Raw genomic sequence first — 271 nt, forward strand, 5'->3', positions numbered from 1 at the left:
TACGACGGATAGCACAGTCGGGGATGCTTCTTGCGAGTACAATCTCTGGATCCTCCATGAACAAGATCGCATCCCAGTAGATATAGTCTCGGTAACGGCGCGCGGTTTCGTAAATCATCGGAGCGACAAAGCCAAGCAGACTGCCGTCATGCCTGTAACTCAGTACAAGCGTGCGACAATTTATTTCCCTAAAGTGGCGAAGTATGCTCACATCTTGTAAAAGTTGCCAATTAACTTATACATCCCTAGCTCGCACTCGCACTGTAGGGTT

General features: G+C 48.3%; 1 protein-coding gene. It reads left to right on the forward strand.

The features are described from left to right. Positions 1-220, forward strand: a 220-nt coding sequence (locus SB752_RS32485) for a hypothetical protein (RefSeq protein WP_410719511.1), incomplete at its 5' end; no start/stop codon positions are given. Positions 221-271 lie beyond the last annotated feature (51 nt).

It is taken from the genome of Brevibacillus sp. SIMBA_040 (genome assembly GCF_046535075.1).
Lineage (GTDB): Bacteria > Bacillota > Bacilli > Brevibacillales > Brevibacillaceae > Brevibacillus.